Source organism: Pseudomonas sp. AM8, from assembly GCF_036346475.1.
Taxonomy (GTDB): domain Bacteria; phylum Pseudomonadota; class Gammaproteobacteria; order Pseudomonadales; family Pseudomonadaceae; genus Aquipseudomonas; species Aquipseudomonas marginalis.
On sequence record NZ_JAOTNX010000012.1, the window covers coordinates 104402 to 125122 of the forward strand.

The following is a 20721-nucleotide window of genomic DNA, read 5'->3' on the forward strand; positions in this document are numbered from 1 at the left end:
TCAGGCGGCGCTTGCCGTAAGTTGCCGGCCAGGGATGGCGGCAATCAGTTCGCGGGTGTAGTCGCTGGCCGGCTGGTTGAAGATCTGCGCGACCGAGCCTTGCTCAACCACGCGGCCATTGCGCAGCACCAGCACCTCATGGGCGAAGTTGGCCACCACTGACAAGTCGTGGGACACCAGCACATAGGCAATGCCCATCTCCCGTTGCAGCTCTTCCAGCAGGTCGAGGATGCGCGCCTGCACCGACACGTCGAGGGCGCTGACCGGTTCATCCAGCAACAGCAGGTCGGGTTTCAACGCCAAGGCCCTGGCGATGGCGACCCGTTGGCACTGCCCACCCGACAGTTCACGGGGCAGACGATCCAGAAAGCTCACCGGCAGGTGCACGCGGCTGATCAACGCCCGCGCTGCCTGCTCCAGGGCGGCGCCCTTGAGCAAGCCAAACGACACCAGCGGCTCCACAATGCTGTCGAATACCGTGAAGCGCGGGTCCAGCGCCGCGAAGGGGTTTTGTTGCACCAGTTGCAGGCGTTGGCGCAACGGGCGGAAGTCGCGCCAGCTCAGGTCGGTGACGTCTTGCTGCTCGAACCGCACCCGGCCCTGGGTCGGCTTTTCCAGGCCCAGGGCGATACGCAGCGCGGTGCTCTTGCCCGAGCCGGACTCGCCGACGATGGCCAGGGTTTGGCCGGGGTAGACCTCCAGGCTCAGATCCTCCAGGGCCACGAAGGTCGAGGGCTCGCCCTTGACCTTGGGCAGGGCAAACGTCTTGCCGACGTTGTGCAGGCTCAGGATCGGCTCACGTCCCAGGTCGAGGTTGAGCAACGGTTCACGCCGCCTGGCGAAGGCGGGTGCGGCGGCGATCAGCGCGCGGGTGTAGTCGTGGCTGGGGTGCGCGAGGATCTGCCGTGGCGGACCTTGCTCTACCACTTCACCCTGTTGCATCACCAGGATGCGGTCGGCACGGTCGAGCGCCACGCCCAGGTCATGGGTGATGATCAGCAGGGAAATGCCGCGTTCACTGACCAGGCGCTGCAAGTGGTCGAGGATCTTGCGCTGCACGGTCACGTCGAGGGCGCTGGTGGGCTCGTCGGCGATGATCAGGCGCGGGTTGCCGGCCAGGGCGATGGCGATCAGCACGCGCTGGCGCATGCCGCCGGAGAGTTCATGGGGATACTGGCGTGCGCGAAGTACCGGCTTGTCGATGCCCACCTGTTGCAGCAGCTCGACAATGTCGGCGTCGACAGCGGGGTAGCGTTTGCCCTTGGCGAGTACCAGCGCCTCGGCGATTTGCTGGCCGATGCGCAATGTGGGGTTGAGGCTGACCATCGGGTCCTGGGGCACCAGGCCGATGGTGCGCCCACGCAGCTTGCGTTTCTGCCGTTCGCTGGCGTGGGTCAGGTTGTGGCCATCCACCCACAGTTCACCGGCGCCGATCTGCGCATTCTCGGGCAGCAGGCCTAGGATGGCGTTAGCCAGGGTGGATTTGCCCGAGCCGGACTCGCCGACAATCGCCACGGTCTCGCCCTGGGTGAGTGAAAACGACAGGCTGCGCACCGCCGGATTGAGCTGGCCGCCGGAACGGTAGTCGACACTCAGTTGGCGCACATCGATTAAAAGCGGCTGGGTGCTCATCGCTGGATCTCCTCGAACGTGCGGGCGATATGGTTGAGGCTGAACACCACGGCCACCAGGAACAGGTCAGGCAACAAGGACACCCACGGAGCAGTGATCAGGAAGTGGCGGCCGTTGGCGATCAAGGTGCCCCATTCCGCCGCCGGTGGGGCGGCGCCGAAACCGAGAAAACTCAAGCCTGCGGTGGCGAGGATCGCGGCGCCGAAATCCAGGGTCGCCAGCACGGCTACCGGGCCCCAGGCGTTGGGCAGGATGTGCCGCAACAACGTGCGGCCCCAACTGGCACCGCCCAGGCGAGCGGCTTCGACATAGGGCAGGGTTTTCACCCGCAGCACTTCGGCACGGGTGGTGCGGGCAAAGCCGGGAATGATGCCAATGCCCACGGCAATCGCCACGGGTACCGTACCGAAGCCAATGGCCGTGACAATCGCCAGGGCCAGCAACAGGCCGGGCAGGGCCAGCAGCACATCGACAAAGCGCATGATCAGGGCATCGATACGGCCACCGGCAAACCCGGACAAAATGCCCAGCCCCAACCCGCCCACCAGGGCGATGCCGACCGCCAGGGAGGCGGCCAGCACTGACAGGCTGGCGCCGTAGACCACGCGGGTGAACAGGTCGCGGCCCAGCTCATCGGTGCCGAACCAGTGGGTCAGGTTGGGGGCGCTGAGTTTGGCGGCGGGCGCGGTGGCGTAAGGGTCGAAGCTGCTCAGCAGTTGCGGCGTCATGGCGGCGACCAGGGAGAACAGCACCACCAGCACCGCCAGGCTGAACCCTGGGCGGCGCAGCAATGGCAGGAGTGTCGCCGTCGCGCGTTGCCACGGGCTGCGGCGACGCCAGAGTGTTTCGCTGCGGATCAGTTTCCGGGTAAGCGTCGTCATGGTCTAGGACACCTTGGGCGTGTGGGAGATGCGCGGGTCGAGCCAGGGATAAAGCAGGTCCACCAGCAGGTTCACCAGGACAAATGCCGCCGCCGAAACCGCGACGATGGCCAGCACCACCGGAATGTCCTGGCGCAGCACCGCTTCCTGGGCCAGGCGGCCGATACCGGAGCGGGCGAAGATGGTTTCCACCAGCACCGCGCCGGACACGGTGTTACCCACCTGCAGGCCGATCAGGGTGAGGATCGGCAGCGCGGCGTTCCTGAACCCGTGGCGCGCCTGCACCTGGCCCCGGCTCAAGCCCTTGGCGTACGCAGTGACGATATAGACCTCTTTCCACACGCCCTGGAAGCTGCGTTGCAGCACCTGGGCGTACACCGCTGCGCTGGGAATCGCCAGGGTGATCGCCGGCAGCACCAGGCTTTCAACCCCACGGCTGCCGGTGGCGGGAAACCAACCCAGGCCAAACGCAAACACCTGGATCAACAGCAACCCCATCCAGAACACCGGCACCGAAAAGCCCAGGGACGGCAAGCGCGCGAGTGCCTTTTTCAACGGTTGCCAGCGGATATACGCGGTGAGGTAAGCCAGGCCGATACCGCCGAGCAGCGAGAGCACAATCGCCAGGCCGGCCAGGGAAAGGGTCTGGGGAAGACGCTCGGCGAGCAATTCGGCCACCGGGCGATTGAGCGACAGCGACTGCCCGAAGTCCCCGCGCAATGCCCCCAGCAGCAGGTCGATATATTGCTCGAACAGGCCTTTGTCCAAGCCGTAGTAGACGCGCGCCTTGGCCAGGTCTTCCACCGACAGGGCGTCGGCTTCCATGCCGGACGCGCTGAGCATGATCGACAAGGTATCGCCCGGCAGCAGATAGAGGATGAAGTAGGTGATGCTATAGGCCCCCCATAGCACCAGCAGCGCCTGGCCGACCCGGCCTATCAGGTAGCGGCTCATGGCGTGCCGACCTCGATATCGCCCAGCAGGGCGAAGCCTTCGGCGGTCCAGCGGAAGTTTTTCACCTTGGGCGACGTCGCGGCCTGCCACACGCGCTCATACACCGGGAACGCCGAGCCTTCGTCGATCAGCAGGTCCTGCAGGTCGCCGTAGGCTGTCGCCCTTTGAGCGCTTTGGGTGGCGGTGATGCCGGCGTCAAACAGGCCCTTGGCGCGCTCAAGCACCTGCGGCTCAAAGATGTTCGTCGCTACGGTTGAGCTGTTGGCAGTACGTGGATCAAGGATGGTTTGCAGGATGATCGGATCGGCGCGGGTCATGTAGCTGATCGTCAGGTCGTAGTTGCCGGCGGAGTTGTTGGCGACCCATTCGGCACGCGTTACCACGCTGAGTTTTACCTCAATGCCGACTTTGCGCAGTTGGTCCTGCAGCAGCACATCGCCGGCGGTCTCGGCCTGCATGACGTTGTAGTTCAGGCTCAGGCGCTTACCGTCCTTCTGCCGATAGCCGTCTGCGCCTTTGGCCCAGCCGGCAGCGTCCAACAGGCGCTCGGCGCCCACCGGGTCATAGGCGAGCTTGGCGCCCTGGCTCTTGAAGTAAGGCGTGGTCACATCAAAGATGCCGTCTACCACCGCGAACTCGTCGTTGTAGACGGTACTCGCGTAGCTCTTGCGGTCGATGGCTTTCTGCACGGCGAGACGCACCTGTTTATCGGCCAATACGCGACCGCCACGGGTGTTGGGCAACAGGTTCAGGGAGGGCCCCGGCAGCGAGCGGCTCTGGATGGTGGCGCCCTTGGATTGGAACAGTTTCAGGTCGACTTCCGAGAACGGGTTGCGGGGCCACAGGATGTCGGCCTTGCCTTGCAGGAACAGGCCGTTACGCACGCTTTCCTCGGGGATGTAGGTGACGTCCACCGCATCCAGGTGCGCTTCGCCCTGGTTTTTCATATTGGCCGACGCCCAGGCGTAACCCTTGCGCTTGGTCAGGTGCGCGCCGACTTCCGGGGTGTAGCTGGCCAATACGAACGGGCCGGTGCCGATGATCTTGCCGAGTGAGCGTTCCTTGACGCTCAGCGCGTAGGAGGCCGGCGCGAGGATGGCCAGGTTGGTCGTGGAGGTCGCCTGCAGGAAGCCCGCATTGGGTTTGGCGAGCACCAGCTTGACGGTCAAGTCATCGACCACTTCGGCGTGATCAAAGCCTGCCAGGTACGTCGCGCCGAAGGTGGCCGGCAGCTCGGTCGCCAGTGCCTTGTTGCTGTCAAACGCGGTTTTCACGGCCTTGGCATCGAAGCGTTCGCCGTTGCTGAAGGTGACGTTGTCGCGCAGGTGGAAGGTGTAGGTCAACGCGTCGTCACTGACTTCCCAGCTTTTCGCCAGCCAGGGAATGATCCTGCCGGTCTGCGGGTCCTGGTCGGTGAGGGATTCGGCGATATTGCGCAGCAGCACCCGGTGTTCGAGCCAGTAGACCTGGAACGGATCAATGCTGACCAGGATGGTGTTGTCGCCAAAGAAGGCGATGTTCAGGGTCTTGCCGGCCTGGCTGTCACTGCCCGCAGGTGAGCAGGCGGCCAGGCTCAACATCAGGACGCAAGGGGCCAATAGACGGCTCATCAAGTTGGAGGTGTTCAATGGGATGCCCTCGTATGGCGATTGGCTTAGAAGTCGTAGGCCAGCTTGGTGTACCAGTAGCCACCGCCGGGGTAGAACGGCGGGTTACCGTAGGGCGCCAGGCCCAGGTTGCTGTAGACGGCGTGCCGGTCGGGGCGCACGTCGAAGATGTTGGTGCCGCCGATGCTGACGGTGATCTGGTCGACGAAGGTGTAGCTGACGTCCAGGTCGGTGATCCATTTCGCACCGAAGCTGCGGTCGCCGGAGGGGTTTACCGCCAGGGTCTTGACCGCACCGTAGCGGCTGGTTTGCAGGTTCACTGCGAGGTCCTCGACCTTCCAGTTGGCGCCCAGGATCCATTTGGTCTTGGGCGAGGCTTGCGTGAGATCGCCTTCGCGGTCGCGGCCCACCAGGGTGACGCCGGAGTTGGCCAGCGCACTCGGGGTGTCCCGTGTGCCTTCGATAGTGGTCTTGTTCCAGTTGAAGCCCAGGCTCCAGCGCACATCGCCCCAGGCATCCAGCGGCGTGGTGTGGTCGGCGACCACGTCCAGGCCACGGGTGCGGGTATCGAAGGCGTTGGTGTAGTAGTTGACCCAGGTCCCCGAGGGCACGCCTTGGGCGGTGAGGATGCCGTTGATCACGCCGTTGCCCTGATCGTAGATATTGCTGGTCAGGGCGATGCGGTCGTCGATGTCGATCAGGTAAGCGTCGGCGGTGATGCTGGTGCGCGGTGCCGGCTGCCAGGTCAAGCCCAGCCCAAGGTTGCGTGACTTTTCCGGCTTGAGGTCATCGCCACCCAAGGCCTTGGCCAGGTTGCTGCCCGACGGGGTCAGGCGGGTCACGGCGGGCACCACGTTGCCGTTCACGTCGACGGCCACCCGGTTGTCGGCCACGGTGTAGCCGATCTGGGTCAGGGATGGCGCCCGGAAGCCGGTGCCGACGGTGCCGCGCACGGCGACGCTGTCGGTCAACTCGTAGCGCGAATTCACTTTGAGGCCGAAGGTGTTGCCCGAGTCGTCATCGTAATGTTCGATGCGCCCGGCGACGTCGAGAAACCAGCGTTCGGTCAGGTCGAAGCCCAGGTCCAGGTAGCCGGCGTAGTTGTTGCGGATCAGGCTGACTTCATCCTCCGGGCGAATCGTCACCGCCGCCTGTGCGCCCGATGCCGCCGGGTAGGTGCCGGTGATATAGGCTTCGGGGTCACCGGCGAAGGTGCTGAAATGTTCCCAGCGATGCTCCAGGCCGGCCGACACTTGCACCGGCGAGGTCAGGTTGAACAGGCTGTCGTAGCGGCGGGTGACGTCCAGGTTGTTCACCCACTGCTCGAAGCGAAAGGTCGCCAGGTTGTCGAACCTGGTCGGCGAGGCGGTGCCCAGGGACGGGTTGATATTCAGGTCGCTGGAATGGTGGACGTTGTTGCGTCCGTAGGTGGTGCTCAGGTCCCAGTTCCACTCGGCCGCCTGGCCCTTGCCGCCGAACAGCAGTTGGTAGTCGCGGTCCTTGATGTTGTTCAGCGGGTAGTAGCCGTCGGGGAACACCTCGGGCACGGCGGCCCGGCCGGTCGGCAGGCGGAAGTAGTTGGCGGCCTCGGCATCGCGCTCGCCGTAGGTTGAGAACGAGTAGAGCGTCAGGTCTTCCAGGGGCAGTTCGGTGTTGTAGGCGAGGTTGAAGGCCTTCAGGTCGGGGTCGCCGTTCTTGATTGCCACGCGGTCCCAGGCCGCTTCCCTGGCCGGGTCGTTGAAGGCGCGTACGCTGCTGTCGGCCTTGTCGTTCCACGCGGCCTCGCCGCGTTTGCGGGCGTCGGCGGAGAGGTGGAAAAAGCCGCCGTCGCCCAGCTTGAAACCCTGGTCGCCGGCCACCTTGATCGTCTCACCCTGGCCGGAAAACAACTGGCCGTAGCTGGTTTCCAGATGCCCGCCGCTGTTGCCGGTCTTGAGGATGATATTGATCACCCCGGCCACGGCATCGGAACCGTACTGGGCCGCCGCGCTGTCTTTAAGCACCTCGATGTGGTCCACCGAACTGACCGGGATCAGGTCGATGTCCACCGCATTGGCGCCGCTGTTGTCGATCGACCCGCGCTGGCCGGTGGCGCCGTTGTGCCGGCGTTTGCCGTTGACCAGCACCAGGGTATAGGCCGGGCCGAGGCTGCGGTTGCTCAGCGGACGCGTCACCGAGTTGTAGCCGGCGATATTGGTGCCGAAGTTGAACGACGGCAGCAGCTTGGCAATCGCCTCGGACAACTCGGCGCGCCCGGTCTTGAGCAACTGTTCGCTGTTGATCACGTCAATCGGTGCCGGGCTGTCGGCCACGGTGCGTTGCTGGCCACGCAAACCGGTGGAGATCACGGTCACCGTATCGAGCTTGGCCTCGTCGGCGGCGGCTTCGGCGAAGGAGGGCGCGCCGGCCAGCAGCAGGGAACTGGTCAGCAGTGACAGGTGGAATCTTCTGCGGGGTAGGGGGGCGGCGATGTCTGGCATGTCGGGAAGGGTCCATGTAAGCCTGCTGAAGGCTCCTGGTGATCGGGGGTACGTCCTCCGCCAGGCATGGGGTCGGTGTGTGGAATGAAGATATCCCTATAAAAAACTGTGGGGAAAGTCTTTTTTGGAATAAGCTAATTATTAGATATTGTTATCTTGTAAATTTATAAGATCATCTATTTTTATTATGTGCAGGGCCTTGGCGTGGGTTGAGTGTTCGACATCCAAAACATCGACGTGGGGTGGCATGCCTGAGGTCGGCGTGAGGATTCCCTGCGGCTGAACGTAAATCTTTAGTCTGGCTGGCGCCGGCCGTAAATGAGACTACGATAGTCTCCATCAAGTGCCGGGCAACGCTATCCATAGGGTGTTGTTTTTGTGGGCACCCGTTGGGCATACATTCAATTGACTGGTTCGGTTACCGGCTTCGCCAGATACCCAGGCTTTTATGGGCCGAACCAGCAACAACTTTTGAAGTATTTACGGTGGGGTCTTCATCGTAAGCGTGGACGTATGCAGGAGCGGTAATGGCAGTCAAGGAAGTGCTGCAAACCCTTAAAGGCGTATTTGCCTGCCTGTCGGGTGCGGTTGTGGTCCTGGATCGATCTGCACGGGTCGTGTTGGGCAACCCTGCGTTTTCAACGTTGCAGTGTCAGAACGGCGTCTCTCCTGAGGCAAACACCGAGTTTCTCTCCTTGCTGCGCCCGCAGGACAGCCAGCTTTTTTATGCGGCGCTGGAAAAGGCCGATGGGCAATCCCGGGTGTGTTTCGAGGCGACCGCGAGGCAGTCCGGCCGGTTGAACCTGTCGATGACACCGTGGCGCGACGACTATTTTATTGTTGAAATCCTTCCCCTGCCTGGGCCCCCAACCGCGCATTCCCACAGCGAGCGCTTCTCCGAGATCCCCCTTGAAGCCATTTTCGATTCCTCCGGCACTGGCTTGGCCCTCGTGTCACTGGACGGTCGTTGGCTGAGGGCCAATAGCGTCATTTGCAGGCTGCTTGGCTACAGCGAGGCACAGCTGCAAAACACCACGTTCATGGCCTTGACCCACCCCGAAGACCGCGAAGTGGGCAAGCAGCTGATAGAAGAGTTGAAGGGCGGTGCACGGCAGGGCGCTACCTTGCATAAACGCTACATCCACCACGACGGCCAGGTTGTCTGGGTGCGCCTGACCGTGGGGCTGGTGCGGGACGACCAGGGGCAGCCGATCTGTTTTGTCTCCCAACTGGAAGACATCACCGAGAACTGGCAGCTTCGCGAAACCTTGCTGGGCAGCGAGCTGAAATTCCTCACCCTGGCGGAGAATTCCCCCAACATTATTGTTCGCTACGATCGCAACCTGTTGCGTACGTACGTCAACCCGACGTTCCTGCTCTTGACCGGCATGTCTTATGACGAGGCCATAGGCGCCAGCCCCAGGGAGCAGCCCGGCGATTACCTCGACCATCTGCGTCATGTGGCATCCACAGGCGAGACCGCTCAATTCCTCAACAGTTGGCCGGCCGGCCCCGGTGGTGAAGCGGTGAGTTGTGTCGTCAGCCTGATGGCTGAACGCAGCCCATCCGGTGAGGTGACAGGCGTGCTGGCACTGGCCCACGACATCACTGAGTTGCGCAAACAGCAAGTGCTTGAGGACGCACGTCTGCGCATCTTCGAAACAATGGCCACGGGCGCCTCACTGGACGAAACCCTGGGGTTGCTGGTGAGCTATCTTCAACTGGCCTTGCCTCACTGTTCCTGTGGCGTAGTGCTTGCTGAACCGCAAAGCCTCGATTCGTCGGTATCCAAGCCTTCTTCCGCCTGCTGGTACGAGCCCATCCTCGACAATCAGGGGCAGACCCTTGGGGCTTTCGCGTTGTCGCGCTCGCCCGGCTCTGCGCTGGATGAGAGCGACCTGCAGCGCGTGCGCCAGACCTGCCACATTGCCGCGATTGCCATTGAACGCTGGCGCTCCGAATCCTTGCTCAGGGAGCGCGAGCGCCGCTACCGGGATATTTTCGACCATACCCTGGACATGTTGTGCCTGCTGGAAGCAGCGCCACGGGGTGAGCTGCGCTGTGTCGAGGTCAATCCGGCCCTGTTGCAGGTACTTGGGAAACCCCATGGCGAGGTTATTGGCGAGGCGCTGGCGTCGATATTTGGCCGGCTCAACGCGGAAAAAATCCAGGCCCTTCATGACCAATGCAGGGCCGCCGAACGGGTGGTGGAGTCAGAGGAGGGCATGGTGCTGCGCAACGAAGTGCGCAACCTGCACTTTACCCTGGTGCCAGTCGCCGACTCGGGCAGCTTGGGCCCGCGGGTCTTGGTGATCGGTCGTGATGTGACCCATTTGACCCGGGCCCGACAGAAAGAACTGGAACGCCAGCACGACATCAACGCCCTGGTGGAAAACAGCCCGGACGCCGTCGCTCGCTTGAGTGTTCTCGGGGAGGTGCTTTACGTCAATGCGCAGTTGCGAAAATGGGTGGGCGGGGCCTGGCCGGAACTGATGGGCATGCCCATGGATGAAGTGGTGCCCCTGAACGCCCAGTCCCAGCTTTTTCGAGAATTGGTGGCCCAGGTGATTCGCCAGAATAAAGCCACGGAACAGGAGTTCTTATTGTCGGGTTTGAAAACCGCGCCCAAGGTGGTGTTGATCCACTTTGTTCCCGAGGTCGACGGCCAGCGCGTTGTCAGCGTGCTGGCCGTCGGGCGCGATATTTCCAAGCTGCGCGCGGCGGAGCGGCGCCTGGCCAATTCCAACGCACAATTACGCGACCTGTCGACCCGCCGGGAAACGGCGCGGGAAGAGGAGCGCAAACTGATTGCCAGGGAGATCCATGACGAACTGGGCCAGCACCTGACGGCGCTGCGCATGGGCATCTCGTTGCTGAGGTTTCAGTTCGGCGCCGATACGCCTGAGCTCACCCCTCAGGTCGAGCGCTTGATGGGGCTGACCGACAAGACCATCCAGGTCGTGCGCAATGTGTCCACGAGCCTGCGCCCCTCCGCGCTGAACCTGGGGCTGGTGTCCGGTCTTGAATGGCTGACAGCCGAATTCGTCACCCTGACCCAGGTTCCCTGTGCGTTGAACCTGCCGCTGATTCCCCTGACCCTTCCGGATACCCACGTGACCGCAGCGTTTCGCATCGTGCAGGAATCGCTGACCAATATCGCGCGTTATGCCCAAGCGACGCAGGTCAGCGTCACCCTGAGCCCGCAGGAGACGCACTGGGTGCTCGAGGTCCAGGATAACGGCAAGGGCTTTGACCCCGATGCCGTCGGCCGCCAGACCCTGGGCTTGGCCGGCATGCGTGAGCGCGGCCTGATGCTGGGCGGCAAAGTGATCATTTTCAGTCATCCTGGGCAGGGCACTACGGTCCAGGCGTTCATTCCGATGCACAAGGATAGGTATTGATGATTCGCATGCTGATCGCCGATGACCACACCATCATGCGCGAAGGGCTCAAGCAACTATTCTCGCTGGTCGCCGACGTGCAGGTGGTGGCCGAAGCCGAGAGTGGTACGCAACTGATCGAACTGTTGCGCCAAGTCGAGATCGACCTGTTGCTGCTCGACATGAATATGCCGGGTATCAGCGGCGAGATTCTGATTGCGCGCCTGCATACCCAATACCCGAAACTGCCGATTCTGGTGTTGAGCATGCATAACGAAATCCATATCGCGCAACGGGCATTACGCGCCGGTGCACTTGGCTACCTGACCAAGGACCGCGATCCCGAAACCCTGTTGGTCGCGATGCGTCGAGTGGTCAGTGGCCAACGCTACCTGGACCCCGGGCTGGCGGAACAGATCGCGCTGCAAAGCAGTGGCTTGAAGCAGCAGACCTTTGTCGAGAGTTTGTCCGATCGCGAGTTCCAGATCCTGCGCCTGCTGGCGCACGGTATGAGCGTCAACCAGATCGCCGAGCAGTTGGTCATCAGTAACAAGACGGTCAGCACCCACAAGACCCGGCTGATGGAAAAAATGGGGTTTTCCTCCACCGCAGACATTGTGCGCTTCGCCATGACCCTGGGTATTTCGTGAAGCGTGTACGGGGGTAGGGATTTTCCTAGGCGGTTTTCCAGGATCCCTACCCCAGAATAGGGATGCTCCGATGGTGGCAGTGCCATTATCGGGCCAGTATCTCTTTCAAGCAGTCGAATGACCGGTCAGGTCGTGACGACATGCCTTGACAGGGAGACAAACCGTGAGCGCACCGACACCACCCCCTTCCGCTGCTTTGACCCTGTTTCCGGTTGCGTTCGCGGGTCTGCTGGGCGGGCTTGCGATTGCCTGGAGCGAGCGCTTCAGCATGGTGTCGCTGGCCGCTGGTGGCGCCTTGTTTACGTTGTGTATCGGCATGGGCCTGTGGGCAAACAGCAGGTGCCGGGCGCAATGGCGTGGCCTGCAACAGCAGCTCGATCAACCGGCATCCATTGCTCCGACGCTGGCCGTCGATAACGGCCTGGCACAGGTGTGCGTCAGCGTGCTGCCGATCTGGTCGCGGCAGATAGAAGCGGCGCGTTCGATCAGTGAAACCTCGATTCTCAGCCTCAGCGAGCGTTTTGGCGCGCTGTCATCCAACATCAGCCACAGCGTCTCCAGCAATGGCGGCCAGGACGCTTCGCAACAATTGGTCGACTTGCTGGAGGTGGGCCAGGCCGACCTCAACTCCATCGTCGTGGCGCTGCGCGCCGCGCTCACCAATAAGGAGAATGAGCTCAAGGAAGTCATGCAACTCTCGGGCTTCACCGAGCAGCTTCAGCAGATGGCCAAGTTTGTCGGCGACATCGCCAGTCAAACCAACCTGCTTGCCCTCAACGCGGCTATCGAAGCTGCGCGAGCCGGGGAGGCGGGGCGAGGGTTTGCGGTGGTCGCCGATGAAGTGCGCAAGTTGTCGAGCATGTCCGGCGAGACCGGGCGCAAGATCAGCGAAACCGTGATCACCGTCAACGCCGCCATCGCCCGTACGGTGCAGATGTCCCGCCACCACGCCGAACAAGACACCCTGACCCTCGCCGATTCGGAGCGCGTGGTGTCGGAGGTTATCGAACATTTTCGCGCAACCGCCCAGACCATTGTGCGCAACAGCCATGACCTGCAGCAGCAGAGCGCCAACGTCGCCGACGAGATTGCCCAGGTGCTGGTTGCCCTGCAGTTCCAGGACCGCGTCAGCCAGATGTTGACCTTGATTACCCGCGACCTCGACAAGTTGCAGCAGCAGTTGGACGAACGTCATGAGTCGAGCCTCAGCGGACAGTCCCTGGCGCCAATGAGCAGTGACCGTTGGCTGCAGGAGCTGTCAACGGCCTACACCATGCCGGAGCAGCACGCCATTCATGGCGGTAAAGCGCCTGCCCAGGCCGCTGCCAACGAAATCACGTTTTTCTAGAGGAGTTTTTCCGATGAGCAAAACCATTCTGATCGTCGACGACTCGGCCTCCATCCGCCAGGTGGTGAGCATCACCCTCAAAGGCGCCGGTTACGACGTGATCGAAGGCTGTGATGGCAAAGACGCCCTGAGCAAACTGGACGGCCGCAAAATCCACCTGATTGTCAGCGACGTGAACATGCCCAACATGGATGGCCTCAGTTTCGTCAAGGCCGCCAAGCTGTTGCCGGCCTACAAGTTTACGCCGGTCATCATGCTGACCACCGAAGCCAGCGATGCGATGAAGCAGCAAGGCCAGGCTTCCGGTGCCAAGGCCTGGATGGTCAAGCCCTTCCAGCCTGCGCAAATGCTGACTGCCGTCTCCAAGTTGATCCTGCCATAGCGATGACCAGCGACCGCTGGCCAGGAGGTTTGCATGAAAAGCTCCGTCCCGATGCTACGTCGAATCCAGGTCATGGAGGGCCCCTTGACGATCTACACGGCTGCCGAGCAAAAGGACGTGCTGTTGTCGTTGTTTCCCCTGGCCCATGAAGTCGAGTTGGACCTGTCCAGTGTCGATGAACTCGACAGTGCCGGTTTGCAGCTGTTGATCCTCATCAAGCGCGAGTCTCTCAAGGAGGGCACCCAGCTGTTGCTGAGCAACCCCAGTTCGACGGTGAGCGAAGCCTTTCGCCTCAGCGGCCTTGACGACTACTTCACCAATGCGAGTTTCACCCAGTCGGTCGGAGCGTAAGCGTATGAACATGGATGACGTGCTGCAGACGTTCATTGCCGAAAGTCGCGAGCTTCTGTTGCAAATGGAAGATGCGCTGCTGCAGATCGAGAAGTCGCCCCAGGACCTGGACACCATCAACGGCCTGTTCCGTGTGGCCCACACCATTAAAGGTTCGGCCGGCCTGTTTGGCTTGATGCCAATCGTTGAGTTCACCCATGTCGCCGAAAGCGTGCTGGACCGGGTGCGCAGCCTGGAAGTGCGCGTCGACGAGGCGTTGAGTGCGTTGTTCCTCGACGCCCGTGACCATATCGGCCAATTGATCGACCTGCTGGCCGAGGACGGCAACCTGGATCGCCTGGACGAACCGGTGCGGGCTCAGGGCCAATCTATCATTGAGCGGCTGTCGCTGTATCTGGACGCGGCGGTCTCGACCCCGGCGCCGGCCCTTCAAGCGCCGGCGCCGGCGGATGAGCCAGGCGCCAGTCCCGGCCATTGGCATTTGTCGCTGCGCTTTGGCCCGGATGTGTTGCGCAATGGCATGGACCCCTTGGCGTTCCTGCGTTATCTGAGCACGCTGGGGCGTTTGCTGCACACCGTTACCTTGTTCGATGGGTTGCCGCCCATGACCGCCATGGACCCGGAAACCAACTACCTCGGGTTTGAACTCGCACTGGCCAGCGACGCGTCCCTGGAGGTCATCGACGGCGCCTTTGATTTTGTCCGCGAGGACGCGCTGGTTCGCATCCTTGCGCCGAATGCCACGGTGCAGGCGTGTCGGACCCATCTCGACGAGTTGCCGGAAGACAACGCCGCGCTGATCGAGCTGCTGGTGCGTTGCGGCACACTGACCGAGGCCCAGGCCTTGCTCGTGACCCAGGACGCCGAGCAGGCACCGGTCGAAACGCGCAGCGAGCCTGATGTCCAGGATTCGACAACGCCGCCGGTCAAGGCCGGCAAAAGCGCGGCGAGTAACGAAGGCAACCTGATTCGGGTCGATGCCGCCAAGCTGGACCAACTGATCAACCTGGTCGGCGAGCTGATCATTGCCGGTGCCGGCGCCAACCTGGTGGCGGTACGCAGTGGGATTGGCGAGATGATCGAATCCACCAGCCTGTTATCGCGGCTGGTCGAGGAAGTACGCGACTCGGCGCTGACCCTGCGCATGGTGCAGATCGGCGCAACCTTCACGCGGTTTCAGCGGGTGGTGCGGGACGTCTCAAAAGAGTTGGGCAAGAACATCGTGCTGCACATCGGCGGCGGTGAGACCGAGCTGGACAAGACCGTCGTCGAACGCATTGGCGACCCGCTGACCCATTTGGTGCGCAATGCCATGGACCACGGCATCGAGCCTGCGTCGACGCGCCTCCAGCGGGGCAAGCCGGCCCAGGGCACGGTACGCCTGAATGCCTATCACGAATCCGGCAGCATCGTGATCGAGGTGTCCGACGACGGCGGTGGCCTGGCCAAGGACAAGATCCTGGCCAAGGCCCGTGAGCGTGGTTTGGTGGGAGAGGGCCAGCAGCCGTCGGACAAAGACATTCTGAATTTGATCTTCGAGCCGGGATTCTCCACGGCCGACCAGGTCAGCAACCTGTCCGGGCGTGGCGTAGGCATGGACGTCGTGAAGCGCAATATCACGGCGTTACGCGGCAGCGTCAGCCTCGAGAGCGAAGTCGGGCAGGGCACCACGGTGCGCATCCGCCTGCCGCTGACGCTGGCGATCATTGACGGTTTCCTGATCGGGGTGGGCAAGGCTTCTTACGTGATTCCGCTGAACATGGTGGAGGAGTGTATCGAGCTGGCCCCTCAGCGGGGCACCGAAACCGGCTACCTGGACCTGCGGGGCGAGGTGCTGCCAATCCTGCGGCTACGCGACATGTTTGATGTGCAAGAGCCTGGAGGCAACCGGGAAAACGTGGTCGTCGTGCAATACGCAGGCTTGCGTGCCGGCCTGGTGGTCGATCGCCTGCAGGGGGAGTTCCAAACCGTGATCAAGCCACTGGGCAAAGTGTTTGGTGATGCCCATGGGCTGGGCGGGTTCACCATCCTCGGAAGTGGAGCCGTTGCGCTGATCCTGGATATCCCGAATTTGCTAGGACAGGTTGCCAAGGAAACCCCACATCGTTCGATCCCAAGCCCTTTATCGACTCATTGAAGCGTCATCAGGAGTGCCTCGCCATGACTGTTATTAGAAATATCATGTTGCTGGTTTTCACAGCCATGCTGGGTGTCTGCGTGTTGGGTGGCACCAGCCTGTACCTGGCCGGTGAAATCAATACGAGCGCCAGCTATGCCAACGTCAACACGGTGCCCAGCCTGCTGGAGATCGACCGCGCCGCCGCGGCCTTCACCGACCTGCACGCCTTGCAATGGCAACGCTTGAACGAGACCGACAAAACCAGCGTGCCGGCTTACGCGGCCAGCGTGGCGCAGGATTTCAGTGCCGTAGGCAAAGCCCTGGATCGCTATCAGGCCGAGTTGACCTCCGACGAGCACGATACGGCGTTGTTGAAACAACTGCGCGGCCACTTGGCTGAGTTTGCGGCGTTGCAGACGCACTTCGACAAGCTCATCGATGACGGTGACCAGGCCTCGGCCCGTGCATTGATCGAGACGAGCCAGCCCCTGCAGACCGCCGTGCTCACGGCGATCGGCGAGCTGCGTGAATACAACCTGGAACTGGGGCGCAAGGGCCAGGTGCTTGCCACCACCACCGAGAAGAACGCACGCACCCTCATCCTGCTGGTGAGCGGCCTGACCCTGGTGGCTACCCTGCTGATCGGTGTCTTGCTGGGGCGCAATCTGATGCGCCGGCTCGGGGCGGAACCTACCGTGGTGCAAGCCTATGCGGCACGTCTATCGGCCGGCGAGTTGAATGCCAAGGCAACGCTCAAGGCGGGAGACACCACCAGCCTGATGGCGAGCATGCAGCAGTTGGGCGCGAACCTGCATGAATTGATCGTGGAGATGGACCGTATGTCCAGTGAACACGACAAGGGCGAGATCGATGCACAGATCGATGCCGGCCGTTTTCATGGCAGTTACCGCTCCATGGCCCAGGGCATCAACGATATGGTCAACGGCCACATCGCAGTGAAGAAAAAAGCCATGGCCTGCATACGCGCCTTCGGTAACGGTGATCTGTCTGCGCCCCTGGAACAATTCCCCGGCAAAAAAGCCTTTATCAACGACAACATTGAGCTGTTGCGCACCAACATCCTGGCGCTGATCAATCAAATGCAGCACATGTCCAGCGAGCATGAAAAAGGTGACATTGACGTGATGATCGATGTCGAGGGCTTCTCGGGCTCGTACCGGGATATCGGCCAGGGCATCAATGACATGGTCAACGGCCATATCAACGTGAAGAAAAAGGCCATGGCCTGTATTCGCGCGTTCGGCGAAGGGGATTTGTCCGCGCCTCTGGAGCGTTTCCCCGGCAAGAAAGCCTTCATCAATGAAAACGTCGAGCAACTGCGCGCCAATATCCTGGCCCTTGTGGAAGATACCAGCGAGATCAGCGACAGTGCGCTGATCGGCAAGCTGGACACCCGCCCTGACGCCGCCCGGCACCAGGGCGATTTCCGCCGCATCATCCTCGGTATCAACGGTTCTCTGGACGCGATCATCGTACCGATCACCGAGGCCATGGAGGTGCTGTCGGCGATGGCCGCCGGCGACCTGACCCGCAGCATTACCGGCGACTACCAGGGCAAGTTCCTGGAGCTGAAGCACTCGGTCAATGGCACCGTGGAAAAACTCTCGGAAATCATCGGCGAAGTGCGCGGCTCGGCGGACTCGCTGTCGAGCGCTTCGGAAGAGATCTCCGCCACCGCCCAAAGCATGGCCCAGTCGGCTTCCGAGCAAGCGGCATCGGTCGAACAGACCTCGGCGTCGATGGAGCAAATGTCGGCGTCCATTTCCCAGAACACCGAAAATGCCAAGGTCACCGACGGCATGGCGGGCAAAGCCAACAAGGAAGCGTCGGAAGGCGGTCGAGCCGTGAAGGACACCGTGGCGGCGATGAAAACCATCGCCGAAAAAATCGGCATCGTCGATTCCATTGCCTACCAGACCAACTTGCTGGCGCTCAACGCGGCGATCGAAGCGGCACGGGCCGGCGAGCACGGCAAAGGCTTTGCGGTGGTCGCGGCCGAAGTGCGCAAACTGGCGGAACGCAGCCAGATTGCCGCACAGGAAATCAGTGAAGTGGCCAAGAACAGCGTGGCCCTGGCCGAACGGGCGGGCAACCTGCTGGACGAGATTGTGCCGTCGATTGCCAAGACCTCCGACCTGGTGCAGGAAATTGCGGCTGCCTCGGAAGAACAATCCATCGGTTCCGAACAAATCAACAGCGCGATGTCGCAGATGAGCCAACTGACCCAGCAAAACGCGTCGGCCTCCGAGGAACTGGCGGCGACGGCCGAGGAAATGAGTGGCCAGGCCGAGCAGTTGCAGGAACTCATGGGGTTTTTCACCGTGCAAAGCAAACGTGCCGGGCGCAATGTCTCGATGCCCCAGATCAGCCGAGCCATGTCCACCCAGGACCTGGACAGTCGCTCCTCGGACGGCGGTTTCGTCCGCTTCGGGAGTTGACCCATGGGCACCTCAGCGGGCATGCAGGGCGCTGTCGAAGCTGCGTCGCCAGTGGATGAACCCTTGCAGTACCTGACCTTCCTGGCGGCCGAGGAGATGTACGCGGTCAATACCCTGAGCGTTCGTGAAATCATCGAATACAACCAGGTGACCAGCGTACCGATGATGCCGGAATTCCTGCGGGGGGTTATCAACCTGCGCGGCTCGGTGGTGCCGGTCGTGGACCTCAAGGCGCGTTTCGGCAAGGGCACGACGGTACTGGGCAGTCGCACCTGCATCGTCATCCTTGAGGCGGCGAAGGAGGGCGAATCCCAGGTCCTGGGGGTGGTGGTGGACTCGGTCAGCGAAGTGATCGAGATACTCGAGATCGATATCAAGCCCGCTCCGGCGTTCGGCAATCACATTCGCACCGACTTCATCGGGGGGATGACCAAGGTGCGAGGCGAGTTCGTCACGCTCCTGCAGATCGAGCATGTGCTGTGTGTCGATGAGATAGCCGGCCTGATCTCTGTCTAGGTATCTCAACGCTGAACCCCCGGCGGATAGAGCTGTTGTGGTGAGCGGGCTTGTCCCGCGCCGGGGTGCGGAGCGCCCCTGATGAAGACGAAAACGTATTTGACCCGAGGTGAATCATGGCCCCACCCATCGACAGTCCAGGCAATGCCAGCGTCTCGAGCCCGAGCCAGTACCTCACCTTTGTGCTGGGGGAGGAGATGTTCGCCGTGGGCACGCTCAACGTCCGGGAAATCATCGAATACGGGCCGATCACCAGCGTGCCGTTGCTGCCTCCCAGCATACGCGGGGTGATTAACCTGCGCGGCGCGGCGGTGCCCGTGCTCGACCTGGGGGTGCGCTTTCGCGGCGAACGCACGGTGCAGACCCCAAGGACCTGCTTTGTGATCCTTGAGGTACAGGCCAATGCCCAGCGCAAGCCGGTGGGCATCATTGTCGATGCGGTCAGCGAGGTCCTGGAAATCGCCGACCAGGACATCGAGCCGTCGGTGAATTTCGGCACCGATGTCAGGGCCGACTTTTTACTGGGCATCGGCAAACTGGAGAGCGGTTTCGTGCTGTTGCTGGACATCGGTCGCGTGTTGTCCCTGGAACAGGTCGATGCGCTGGCCAACCTTGAGTCTTCGCTACCTTCGATCGCCTGAACAGGCTGGGGGAATGTCCTGATGAACGTGATCCTCTCTGACGCCGAGTTCGTGCAGTTTCGTGACCTCATTTATCAAATCGCCGGCATCAGCCTGTCCGATGCCAAGAAACAGTTGGTGAGCGCTCGCCTGGCCAAGCGACTGCAGGTGTTCAAGCTCAATACCTACGGCGCTTACTACAAGGTGCTGATGAAGGACAGCGTGGAGTTGCAGGTAGCGGTGGACATGCTTACTACCAACGAGACCTACTTTTTCCGTGAGCCCAAGCATTTTGATTTCCTGCGCGATGTAGCGTTGCCCGAGCTGCGGGGCAGCGGGCCGTTGCGCATATGGAGTGGCGCCTGCTCGACCGGCGAAGAACCCTATACCTTGGCAATGGTGCTGGCAGACAACCTCGCCGGCCGGCCCTGGGAGATTGTCGCGTCGGACATCAGCAGCCGGGTATTGGAAAAAGCCCGCCTTGGGCGTTATCCCCTCGACGGCATACGCGGCATCCCCGAGGCGCTGTTGAACAAGTATTGCCTCAAGGGCGTGGGCGCCAACCACGGTTGTTTCATGGTCGACCCGGCGCTGGCGGCGAAGATCGATTTCCAGTCGATCAATCTGAATAACCCGCTGCCGAAACTGGGGATGTTCGATGTGATCTTCCTGCGCAATGTGATGATCTATTTTGACAACGACACCAAAGTGCAGGTGGTCAAGCGCCTGGTCAGTCACCTCAAGCCGGGCGGGTACTTTCTGGTCAGCCATTCGGAGAGCCTCAACGGCATCACCGATCAGCTGCGACTGGTCAAGCCTTCCATCTACCGGAGGCCGCATGCCTGACAGTCGACCGCCCAACGAGGTGTTCCTGAATCCCGGCGAGTGGTTTTTCGGCTCGGGTGCGATTCGCCTGCGTACGGTGCTGGGATCGTGTGTTGCATTGGTGTTCTGGCATCCCCGGCGCTTGCTGGGGGGCATGTGTCACTACCTGCTGCCACAGCGCGCCGTGACCAAACAGGGCGTCCTGGATGGTCGCTACGGCAACGAAGCCTTTGAACTGTTGCTCGCTCGAATACAGTTGATCAAGGCCCTGCCGACGGAGTTCAGGATCAGCGTATTCGGCGGTGGGAACATGTTTCCCGGGCTTGTGCGCTCGGACAATGATTACGTCGGCCAGCGCAATGTCGAACAGGCCATGCGCCTGCTCGACCTGCATCAGTTGCGGTGTCAACACTTCCATGTGGAAGGCGTGGGTTATCGGACGATTGTGTTCGATCTGGCCAACGGCGAAATCGAACTCAACTACCTGGCCTTGAAGTGAACCCCCAGCAGCCCTCAT

The 20721-nt window shown here is 61.8% G+C and carries 15 protein-coding genes and 2 pseudogenes; 12 read left to right on the top strand and 5 right to left on the bottom strand.

What is annotated here, in order from left to right:
- The 5 genes from V3W40_RS25630 to V3W40_RS25650 are packed head-to-tail and all read right to left on the bottom strand — an operon-like array spanning position 1 to position 7554.
- On the bottom strand, positions 1-1632 hold the full coding sequence (locus tag V3W40_RS25630; protein WP_065927720.1) for a dipeptide ABC transporter ATP-binding protein: 1632 nt from the start codon (positions 1630-1632) through the stop codon (positions 1-3).
- Complete coding sequence (locus V3W40_RS25635; RefSeq protein ID WP_330215855.1) at positions 1629-2513, bottom strand: ABC transporter permease; 885 nt, start codon at positions 2511-2513, stop codon at positions 1629-1631. Before V3W40_RS25635 ends, V3W40_RS25630 begins: the two co-directional genes overlap by 4 nt.
- 3 nt (positions 2514-2516) lie before the next feature.
- Positions 2517-3467: an ABC transporter permease gene (locus V3W40_RS25640; protein ID WP_330215856.1), complete on the bottom strand. Its 951-nt coding sequence runs from the start codon at positions 3465-3467 to the stop codon at positions 2517-2519.
- Positions 3464-5077: an ABC transporter substrate-binding protein gene (locus V3W40_RS25645; RefSeq protein WP_330215947.1), complete on the bottom strand. Its 1614-nt coding sequence runs from the start codon at positions 5075-5077 to the stop codon at positions 3464-3466. Before V3W40_RS25645 ends, V3W40_RS25640 begins: the two co-directional genes overlap by 4 nt.
- A 44-nt stretch (positions 5078-5121) precedes the next feature.
- Positions 5122-7554, bottom strand: coding sequence for a TonB-dependent receptor plug domain-containing protein (locus V3W40_RS25650; RefSeq protein ID WP_065927716.1), 2433 nt, complete (start codon positions 7552-7554; stop codon positions 5122-5124).
- Positions 7555-8081: 527 nt separating this feature from the next.
- On the opposite strand from V3W40_RS25650, the gene V3W40_RS25655 reads away from it, so the two are divergent.
- From V3W40_RS25655 to V3W40_RS25710, 12 genes and pseudogenes are all read left to right on the top strand, one after another.
- A complete protein-coding gene (locus V3W40_RS25655) occupies positions 8082-10955 on the top strand; it encodes a PAS domain-containing sensor histidine kinase (protein ID WP_330215857.1) in 2874 nt (957 codons plus the stop codon).
- Positions 10955-11584: a response regulator gene (locus V3W40_RS25660; RefSeq protein WP_065927714.1), complete on the top strand. Its 630-nt coding sequence runs from the start codon at positions 10955-10957 to the stop codon at positions 11582-11584. The genes V3W40_RS25655 and V3W40_RS25660 overlap by 1 nt, the downstream gene beginning before the upstream one ends.
- Before the next feature lie 316 nt (positions 11585-11900).
- Positions 11901-12932 (top strand): methyl-accepting chemotaxis protein, encoded by a 1032-nt coding sequence (locus V3W40_RS25665; protein WP_256098235.1) that lies wholly within the window; start codon positions 11901-11903, stop codon positions 12930-12932.
- Positions 12933-12945: 13 nt separating this feature from the next.
- Positions 12946-13314 carry a response regulator gene (locus V3W40_RS25670; protein ID WP_027605685.1) on the top strand — a complete coding sequence of 123 codons (369 nt, stop codon included), beginning with the start codon at positions 12946-12948 and terminating at the stop codon, positions 13312-13314.
- A 33-nt stretch (positions 13315-13347) separates the two neighbouring features.
- The gene (locus V3W40_RS25675) at positions 13348-13665 is read left to right on the top strand and encodes an STAS domain-containing protein (RefSeq protein WP_065927713.1); all 318 of its coding nucleotides are present in this window, start codon (positions 13348-13350) and stop codon (positions 13663-13665) included.
- 4 nt (positions 13666-13669) lie between these two features.
- Positions 13670-15802 carry a chemotaxis protein CheA gene (locus V3W40_RS25680; RefSeq protein ID WP_330215858.1) on the top strand — a complete coding sequence of 711 codons (2133 nt, stop codon included), beginning with the start codon at positions 13670-13672 and terminating at the stop codon, positions 15800-15802.
- A gap of 23 nt (positions 15803-15825) precedes the next feature.
- Positions 15826-17343, top strand: a pseudogene (locus V3W40_RS25685) (MCP four helix bundle domain-containing protein); the annotation flags it as partial.
- A 63-nt stretch (positions 17344-17406) separates the two neighbouring features.
- Positions 17407-18123: pseudogene (locus tag V3W40_RS25690) on the top strand (methyl-accepting chemotaxis protein); the annotation flags it as partial.
- A gap of 123 nt (positions 18124-18246) precedes the next feature.
- A complete protein-coding gene (locus V3W40_RS25695; protein ID WP_371856024.1) occupies positions 18247-18759 on the top strand; it encodes a chemotaxis protein CheW in 513 nt (170 codons plus the stop codon).
- Positions 18760-18875: 116 nt separating this feature from the next.
- On the top strand, positions 18876-19400 hold the full coding sequence (locus tag V3W40_RS25700; RefSeq protein ID WP_141606344.1) for a chemotaxis protein CheW: 525 nt from the start codon (positions 18876-18878) through the stop codon (positions 19398-19400).
- Positions 19401-19421: 21 nt separating this feature from the next.
- The gene (locus tag V3W40_RS25705) at positions 19422-20225 is read left to right on the top strand and encodes a CheR family methyltransferase (RefSeq protein ID WP_027605691.1); all 804 of its coding nucleotides are present in this window, start codon (positions 19422-19424) and stop codon (positions 20223-20225) included.
- On the top strand, positions 20218-20703 hold the full coding sequence (locus V3W40_RS25710) for a chemotaxis protein CheD (RefSeq protein ID WP_330215859.1): 486 nt from the start codon (positions 20218-20220) through the stop codon (positions 20701-20703). The genes V3W40_RS25705 and V3W40_RS25710 overlap by 8 nt, the downstream gene beginning before the upstream one ends.
- Positions 20704-20721 lie beyond the last annotated feature (18 nt).